This is a genomic window from Borrelia crocidurae (genome assembly GCF_000825665.2).
In the GTDB taxonomy this organism is placed as follows: Bacteria; Spirochaetota; Spirochaetia; order Borreliales; family Borreliaceae; genus Borrelia; species Borrelia duttonii.
In genome coordinates, this window is sequence record NZ_LN609267.1 from 568,280 (window position 1) to 576,495 (window position 8,216).

Here is an 8,216-nt window from a genome sequence, read left to right on the forward strand (position 1 = left end):
GTATTTTCATAAAGGAGTGTATATCATTTCTTTTAATGATAAAGTATCTTTAATTAATTTGTTAATTTCTTCTTGTATTTGTTCTTGTGTTTTTAACCATGAATTTATAGTTGTATAATAGTTGTTGATTGAATTTACAATTAGATCTTTTTTAGGATTTGTGATTTCTAATATATCTATTATTCCTTGAGTGATTTTTGTATTTTCAAATTCTAAGATAGCTTTTAATTTTTTTAGTTCAAGTATTAGATCTTGTAAATATTTTTTTAAGATTACATTTGTATTATCCGACAATATTTATTCCTAATTTCTTTTTAATGATAATATTATTATCTTTTTTAAGTAATGCTTTCCAAGCTGTGTGAAGATTTTTGAGGTGCTTTAAGACTTCTTGGATATTATCTATATTTTTTTCTAATGTAACACTTTCTAATGTTTTATTTAAAAAGGAGTATATTGAGAATAGGTTATTTGAAATATCTCCACCATCTTCAAAATTTAGTGTAGACATTAATTCTATAATAATATCTTGTGCATGATAAACTTTTTCATCAGCTTTTGTTGTGCTGTTTGGGTCTTTATTTTTATAAAATTCTTTAGCAACTTCTAAATCTTGTATTGCTTTTTCATATAGCATTACTAATATTGATATTGAACTTGATGTGTTGACTTGTGTTTTTTTGTAAATATCTTCTTTTCTTAGCAAGGATTTTCTCCTAATTTAATGTTTTTATTTGTTCTGCTATCTGTTCTTCTCTAAAAGGTTTTGTAATATATCCTTTTGCTCCAAGTTGTAGGGCTTTTGCAATAAGTTCTTGTTTTCCAAGTGCTGTGACCATTAATATGTTTAGTTTACGTTCAAGCTTTTTGTTAAGTGCATTTATTTTTTCAAGTGCTGTAATTCCATCCATGCCCATCATAGTTATATCAAGAGTTATTAGATGAAGTGTTTCTTGTTTTTTAAATTCCTGAATAGCCTGAATACCATCTTCTGCTTCTAAAAACTCATTGAATCCTAAATTTTTTAGTATTTTAATTAAATTTTTACGCATAAAAATAGAATCATCAACTATTAAAGCTTTTTTATTTTCTTCCAATTTCCATACTCCTTCACCTAATTTTAACATAATCGAGTATTAAAAATCATTTAATAAAGAAAGATATAATCTATTTTATATTTACTCTAAATTTTAGGATAAATAGATTTATTACTAAGTGATCCGTATGGAAATTTTATATTTTTTTGTAAAATTATATTGTGGTTTTTGTAATGGGGTTGATGTTAAATTATGGGTAAAGATATAAAAGATGAAATTTCATCTTTAAGGGATGCCATTAAAAAATGGGATAGGGAATATTATGTTGATTCGTCACCTACTGTGGGCGATGTTACCTATGATAAAGCTCTTTTGAGACTTCAATATTTGGAGAATAGGTATCCTGAATATAAAACTTTAGATTCTCCTACGCTTAAATTTGGAAGTGATCTTTTAAATGATTTTAAAGAAATTGAACATTCTTATCCTATATTGAGTTTAGAGAAGACCTATGATGTTAAAGAATTATCATTATGGGTTGAGAAAATGAGTTTAGAAGGTTCTAATTTGGGATTTGATATGGGAATTTCAGCTGAGCCTAAAATAGATGGATGTTCAATTGTTCTTTATTATAAAGATGGAATACTTGAGAAAGCTTTAACCAGGGGCGATGGTAGATTTGGTAATAATGTGATTGAAAATGTGAGAACAATTAAGAATGTTCCTCTATGCATTGGAGAACGGGTTGAATTGGTATTGAGAGGTGAAATTTATATTACCAAAAAAGATTTTTTGGAAATAAATCATACATTAGATGATTCTTATATTAATCCTAGAAATTTGACTTCAGGTATATTGAGAAGAATAAATAGTAGAGAAGTTGTTAACTTTCCCTTAGATATTTTTGTTTATGATATTTTATATTCCAGTTTGGAATTAAATACTAATCATGATGCTTTTGATAAGCTTAACCAGTTTGGTTTTAAACTTAATCCTTGTTGTAAGTTTTTTTGTGGTAAAAACTTGGGAGAAAATATTATTAATTATGTAAAGGAAATAGAAGAACAGAGAGAGCGTTTTGAATATGAGATTGATGGTGTTGTTTTAAAGGTTGATGATTTTCGTTTAAGAGATGTTTTGGGATATACTTCTCATCATCCTAAATGGTCAATTGCTTATAAGTTTGAGTCTTTGAGAGCTGTTAGTAAGGTAATTGATATAGTTGTTCAGGTTGGACGTAGTGGTAAAATTACTCCTGTTGCAAATATAGAGAAAGTACTTATTGCAGGAGCTTTTATTACCAGTGCCAGTTTACATAATCAGAATTACATAGATTCTATTGGTTTAAATGTTAAAGATGTTGTTGCAATTTCAAGGCGTGGAGATGTAATTCCTGCCGTTGAATTGGTTGTAGAAAAACTTTCTGTTGGTAATTTTAAAATTCCAAATTATTGCCCTTCATGTGAAAAGTCTTTAATAAAAGAGGGTGCACATCTTTTTTGTGTGAATATACATTGTCCTTTGAAGATTATGGGACATATAAAGTATTTTTGTAGTAAAAAATGTATGAATATTGTGGGACTTTCAGAAAAAACAATTGAATTTCTTTTTAATATGAATTTTATATCTTCAGAAATAGATCTCTATACATTTGATTTTGATAGGCTTATTGGTTTTAAGGGATTTAATTTTAAAAGGGTAAATAAGTTAAAGCGTTCTATTGAAGAGAGTAAAAATAGACCGTTTAAAAAATTACTTCTTGCTATGGGCATTAAGGATCTGGGAATTAATACAATATTATTGTTAATCAACAATAATTTAAATTCATTTGATGCAATTAGTTTGCTTTGTCAAGATAATAAAAATGCACTTGTGAAACTTTTAGATATTAAAGGGATAGGAGAAAGAATAGCTTTCAATATTATTAGAGCCTTTAATGATAAGATTATCCTTGATAAATTTAACTTTTTTAAGGAATTAGGATTTAAGATGCAAGAAGATAGTATGAATTGTGTTGTAGATTCTTCTTTTTTATTTGGTAAAAAATTTTGTATAACAGGATCTTTTGATGAGTATTCCAGACATGTTCTTATTGATAAAATTACTAAAAAAGGTGCTATTTTTAGCAGTTCAGTTAGTAGATATTTAGATTTTTTACTTGTTGGGAAAAGTCCTGGATTAAAATTAAAAAAAGCTAATAATTTGGGCATTAAAATTCTTAGTCTTTTTGATATTAAAAATTTAGTCAATTTAGATGATTAAACTTATTTTATTATTCTTACGTTTCTAAATTCCGATGCTAAGTTTTTGTATAGAGTATTTATATCATTTGTGTATTCTACTTTTATTAAATTGCGAAAAAATTTTTCTTTATGTTTTAGTGATGGATTAATAAAGTGAGTTTTGACATTATATTTTGGGATTAATTTGTAAATTTCTTTTGCCCTATGTAGATTTTTTGTTGGTTCTATTTCAATATAATATCCATTGGATTTTTTAAAATCAAATTCATTACTTTGGACTTTAAAATTATAATTATTTAAATGTGTATCTGGATATATCTTAAATTCAGCGTTTTTTATTATGGCATTTTTATTTGTTGTTTGTATATCTTGTGGATAGGAGCCTTGTGTTATTTGTTGTGATTTTCTGTTTTTATGTTTTGTTGAATCTTTTTTTACATATTTTGTTAAACCTTCTTTAAGTTTTAGAATGTCATTTTCATTATTTGTCAATCTTTTATCTAATATATTGATTTGATCTTGTTTTTGTTGAATTATATTTTTATTTTCTTTGTATAATTCTTCGTTTTCTTCAATCTTATTTTTTAGTGAATTTATTATTTTTTCTATTGAAAGTAAGTTATTTTCAATATTTTTGAAGCCATTGTCATGGTCATTTTTGAATTTTGTTAATTCTTGGTGGAATGCTAATAGGATTTCTCCATTATTATTAATTTTACTATCAAGGTCACCTAATATTTGAGTGTGATTATTAAGGGAATCTTTATTGTTATTAATTTTACTATCAAGGTCACCTAATATTTGAGTGTGATTATTAAGAGAATCTTTGTTGTTATTAATTTTACTATCAAGGTCACCTAATATTTGAGTGTGATTATTAAGAGAATCTTTATTGTTATTAATTTTACTATCAAGGTCACCTAATATTTGAGTGTGATTATTAAGAGAATCTTTATTGTTATTAATTTTATTATCAAGGTCACCTAATATTTGAGTGTGATTATTAAGGGAATCTTTATTGTTATTAATTTTACTATCAAGGTCACCTAATATTTGAGTGTGATTATTAAGGGAATCTTTATTGTTATTAATTTTACTATCAAGGTTACCTAATATTTGAGTGTGATTATTAAGGGAATCTTTATTGTTATTAATTTTACTATCAAGGTTACCTAATATTTGAGTGTGATTATTAAGGGAATCTTTGTTGTTATTGATTTTACTATCAAGCTCACCTAATATTTGAGTGTGATTATTAAGGGAATCTTTGTTGTTATTGATTTTACTATCAAGGTTACCTAATATTTGAGTGTGATTATTAAGGGAATCTTTGTTGTTATTGATTTTACTATCAAGCTCGCTTAGTTTATGAATATTGTTGTTAATGGAATCTTTGTTATTATTAATTTTATTATCAAGGTTACCTAATATTTGAGTGTGATTATTAAGGGAATCTTTGTTGTTATTGATTTTACTATCAAGTTCATTTAGTATAGTATTTTCTGAGTTGGAATATTCTTTTTCTTGAATATATGTATCGTATATATTTTCTGTGGGTGGGTAATTGTAATTTTCATTTGGTATATATTCTTTTTGATTATCTTCATATCTTTGTTCATTGTAATCATTATAATCATTGTTTTTTGCTTGATAAGAGTCTTGATAAGGATCATTTAGTAAATTTTCTTTTGTATTAATTAAATATTTTATTCTTTCAATTTCTTCTTTTAAACTTTTAATTAGCATTGCATATTCTTCATTCTTTCTTTTGATTGATTCTATATTTGTATCATTTAAAAGATTTTCTATGTTTGTTATTTTTTTTTCATAGTTTTTAATTCTAAATTTTAAGTTGTCTATATTTTGTATGAACCAATCATCATCCATATTGTTTTGTTCGAAATCGGAATTTTTTGTAAAGATGTTATTTCTTATTTGTCTGTTATTTGCTATTTGGATTTGTGATGAATCTTTGAAACTAAGTTTATTAAGTTGTTTTTTTAATGTGTGTATATCATTTTCTTTTGAAACTTTATTTTGTTTGAAATAAATGGTTTTTTCTTCATTATTTTGATTGTTAAAATCTTCATTTAGATCTTCTCTAGGAATATAAATTGTTGAATAGTTGAACATGTAATCTTTGGTTATGTATTGTTTTTGTTCTCCAAAAAGTAATGTACACGAGATCAACATAAAAATTTTATGGATCATGGAAGCTATTTTTTTATATTTACCCATAAACATTAAACCTCATGAATATTATTTGATATTCATTTTAATTTTGATATTATCATAGTTTTTAAAATTGATCAAAAGAAAATAAGATTATTTATGTAATAATTATGAATTATTATTGTGATTATTGTAGTTTAAATTACAATTTAGTATTTAGTACATATTGATTTATATGTTGAATAACATAATTTAGTTATCAAGTCATATTTTGATTTACAATAGTAATTTTATTGGTATTGTGCCATAATGATACCAATAGAAGAGAAATTATGAATTTTAACTTCTTGTTTTACTTAATTTTTTATGAAATTAGAAAATATGGATGAAGTTTGGGCTTTGCCAGTTTGTTGTAATATTAAAGATTCGATTATTGAAGATTTTAAGGTGTCAGATGAATACAAAAATCAAGTGTTTAATATAAGTTATAAAGATAATATTATCTTAAAATTTATTGATATCATTGATTCTCATGAATTTAATTTAAAACTTTTTGATAATCACATAGATTTTGAAGGGCAAGTACCTTTAGTTTTATATTCTGATAACCTAGATACTTTATTAGAAGCAGAATCGAATGTTATTTTTGAATTAAGACCTATTGAACAAAATGATATTTGTTGTAGTTTGAACCTTCAAGAATCAGATGAATTTAAAGTTTATACTTCGCATTATGAATTTTCTGATCATTTAAATTATTGTAGTGACTTTATTTTAGTTAAGGTATTCTTTAGTGATGATAATTTAATAATTGATGCTGATCTTGATAATATTGCATTAGTTAAGCAGATTATTAGTGATAACTTTTGTATTTCTAAAGATAAGATTATTATTAATTCTATTAATAATAATTGTGTTAATATTTTATTTCCCATTGTCTTTAATGCTGTTGTGCAAGGTATAGTGATTTCTAAAAAACTTGGTCTTAAGGTTAATGTTATTTATTATAAAAGGCATTTTTTAATAGCAGAGTCTTTAAATTTAAAATTTTCTGTTGTAAATTACTTGTCAATTGAAAATAGGCTTAATAAGATTATGTTGGAGCTTAAAATTAATAGACCCTTGAACTTTTTATATAAATTTTATTTTAATTATCTTAATAAGATTTTTAGTAATTTATTTTTTGTAAAGGTACTACTACAGAAAAATCTTATATCTATTAATAGTAATTCTATTTTTTTTTGTGATAATTATTTTTTATTTGGAATTTCTGCTTATAGTTTTATTTATTCGAATTTTTATAATCTTGCGGTTAGTTTATCACTTGAACCTCTCAATTATTTGCTTGGTTATGTGAAGAGTGAATATAATATTTTTTTTAAGCTTTTTAAGGAGATGGATTTAAAAAATTCTATTATGCGCAAATCGTCTTCTATAAGTTTAAATAATGAATATAATGTCTTAGATGTTAAGAGAAAAGGCGTAGGATTTGCCTTTTTAAATTTAGATTCTAATATAGATTTTGCTTTATTAGATATTGGTAATTTAACTATTTCTATGAATTTGTATAAAGATAAATTGGATGTATTTATTCCTTATAAAATTATAGATATTAATCTGGTGAATTATTTGAAGAATGTTTTAGCTAAAGCTTTTAATTTATCTTATAATTGTGTCAATTTTTTTGTTGCTGATTCTTTCAAAGATGATATTGAATTTTCTTGTTCCTTATTAAAGGAGTCTTATTTTATTGAGAGTGCAGTTTTAACTATGAAAGAAGAGCTTTCTGTTGTAATTGATGATGAGGGGAGAAAAGAATATCCAATTATAGTTAGTAGAAATTTTGTTGTAGATATAGATGCAAAGTTTTATGTTGCTTGTTCTCTTGAAGTTGATGTAATAATACATTCTTTTCATATTATATTTAGTAATGTTAATTTTTTTGTTGAAAATGGTAAATTTGATAAACTTAGAGTAAATAGCAAACGTGCATTTTCAATTTTTGGTTTGGCAGTTGATTACGTTTTTGGGAATATTACTTATGATGTTATTGATTCTGTAGGACTGGAGTTTGTTGAAGATGGCGAATTTATTTTTTCTTTTAGGGTATTATTTATTGCATCTGTTTCTGCAATAAGATCATCATTAATTCAAGCTTTTGATTTTGATATATGTAAAACACCTATTGATCTTAAAAGTATTTTAGATGATTGGAGTGTGAGAATTGATACTAATTAGCTTTAATTTGAATGGAGAAAATCTTTCAAAGAGTATTGGACTTTCTTTGAGTACTAAAGAGCTTTTAATTAGTGTTTTTTATTCAGGGGAGAGAAATCTGATTGAAAGAATGAATAAAAGATTTTCATTAGTTCTTTTGGATTTAAGACCGGTGTATTCATCTTTAGTACCGGCTTTTATGTTAAATGGGCGTAGTATTATTACTGTTGAGGGGTTGGAGAACACAACCTTTTATAATACATTAACTAAAGTTTTGTTGGAGAGTGATTTTGGATTTTGTGACAGTTGTTTTTCATCCAATGTATTATTATTTTATTATCTTTTAAAACGTAAGGTTATAATTAGGACTGATATTTTAGGATATTATAGTACATTAAAGTGTCATTGTCTTGATGTTAATACCTTTTTAGACCTTTATTTACGGTTGGAAGAATTAGAGAAAAAATGAGTAGTGTGAAGGTGTATTACCCTGAAAATTTTAATGCACTTGTTAGTTTATTTCAGGAAGGTTCAAAAAATTATATAA

The 8,216-nt window shown here is 24.9% G+C and carries 7 protein-coding genes; 3 read left to right on the forward strand and 4 right to left on the reverse strand.

What is annotated here, in order from left to right; translation table 11 throughout:
• Positions 1-6: 6 nt before the first annotated feature.
• Genes BN1173_RS02805 through BN1173_RS02815 form a run of 3 tightly spaced genes read right to left on the reverse strand, consistent with a single transcriptional unit; the run spans position 7 to position 1,097 of the window.
• Entirely contained in the window at positions 7-294 is a 288-nt protein-coding gene (locus tag BN1173_RS02805) for a hypothetical protein (RefSeq protein ID WP_246040036.1), read from the reverse strand.
• Entirely contained in the window at positions 284-706 is a 423-nt protein-coding gene (gene fliS / locus BN1173_RS02810) for a flagellar export chaperone FliS (protein ID WP_012538299.1), read from the reverse strand. The genes BN1173_RS02805 and fliS overlap by 11 nt, the downstream gene beginning before the upstream one ends.
• Positions 707-716: 10 nt before the next feature.
• Complete coding sequence (locus BN1173_RS02815) at positions 717-1,097, reverse strand: response regulator (RefSeq protein WP_025400805.1); 381 nt, start codon at positions 1,095-1,097, stop codon at positions 717-719.
• A gap of 192 nt (positions 1,098-1,289) precedes the next feature.
• Between BN1173_RS02815 and ligA the strand changes: the two genes are divergently transcribed.
• On the forward strand, positions 1,290-3,299 hold the full coding sequence (gene ligA / locus BN1173_RS02820; protein WP_040236446.1) for an NAD-dependent DNA ligase LigA: 2,010 nt from the start codon (positions 1,290-1,292) through the stop codon (positions 3,297-3,299).
• Between the two features lie 2 nt (positions 3,300-3,301).
• Here ligA and BN1173_RS02825 read toward each other — a convergent pair whose 3' ends face one another.
• The gene (locus BN1173_RS02825) at positions 3,302-5,413 is read right to left on the reverse strand and encodes a coiled-coil domain-containing protein (protein WP_246040037.1); all 2,112 of its coding nucleotides are present in this window, start codon (positions 5,411-5,413) and stop codon (positions 3,302-3,304) included.
• Positions 5,414-5,818: 405 nt separating this feature from the next.
• Between BN1173_RS02825 and BN1173_RS02830 the strand changes: the two genes are divergently transcribed.
• Together BN1173_RS02830 and BN1173_RS02835 are read left to right on the forward strand one after the other, a co-directional pair.
• The gene (locus BN1173_RS02830; RefSeq protein ID WP_040236450.1) at positions 5,819-7,690 is read left to right on the forward strand and encodes a hypothetical protein; all 1,872 of its coding nucleotides are present in this window, start codon (positions 5,819-5,821) and stop codon (positions 7,688-7,690) included.
• Positions 7,677-8,138 (forward strand): hypothetical protein, encoded by a 462-nt coding sequence (locus tag BN1173_RS02835; RefSeq protein WP_012538304.1) that lies wholly within the window; start codon positions 7,677-7,679, stop codon positions 8,136-8,138. Before BN1173_RS02830 ends, BN1173_RS02835 begins: the two co-directional genes overlap by 14 nt.
• The last annotated feature ends 78 nt before the right edge of the window (positions 8,139-8,216 follow it).

Excerpts from the sequence above, each read along its gene's own strand:
- BN1173_RS02830 (WP_040236450.1), top strand. The coding sequence starts at position 5,819 with ATGAAATTAGAAAATATGGATGAAGTTTGGGCTTTGCCAGTTTGTTGT.
- ligA (WP_040236446.1), top strand. The coding sequence starts at position 1,290 with ATGGGTAAAGATATAAAAGATGAAATTTCATCTTTAAGGGATGCCATT.
- BN1173_RS02825 (WP_246040037.1), bottom strand. The coding sequence starts at position 5,413 with ATGTTCAACTATTCAACAATTTATATTCCTAGAGAAGATCTAAATGAA.